The 355-nt window shown below is 69.0% G+C and carries 1 protein-coding gene; it reads left to right on the top strand.

Going from position 1 to position 355, the window contains the following annotated elements; genetic code table 11:
- Nucleotides 1-355, top strand: a 355-nt coding sequence (locus tag ACFHWY_RS28925) for a DDE-type integrase/transposase/recombinase (RefSeq protein ID WP_416583391.1), incomplete at both ends; no start/stop codon positions are given.

Raw genomic sequence — 355 nt, 5'->3', positions numbered from 1 at the left:
AGGGCGTCGAGGTGGCCCGGTGCACGGTCGAGCGGCTGATGCGCGCCGCCGGGCTGCGCGGGTTGCTGCGTGACAAGTCGCCGCGCACGACCCGACCCGCAGCCGAGACCGGTCGGCCTCGTGACCTGGTCAAACGCGACTTTACCGCCGTGCGGCCGAACCAGCTGTGGGTCGCCGACCTGACCTACGTGTGCACGGCCGTGGGCTGGGCGTACGCCGCGTTCGTCCTCGACGTGTACTCCCGCATGATCGTCGGCTGGCAGGTATACACGAGTCTCTACACCGACCTCGCGTTAGACGCGTTGACGATGGCGATCTGGCGGCGCGATCGTCAGGGCGCTGAACTGGGCGGACT

Source organism: Micromonospora sp. LOL_024, from assembly GCF_048060415.1.
Taxonomy (GTDB): domain Bacteria; phylum Actinomycetota; class Actinomycetes; order Mycobacteriales; family Micromonosporaceae; genus Micromonospora.
Note: the sequence above shows the minus strand (reverse complement) of the source record. Positions and strands in the feature narration are given on the sequence as shown.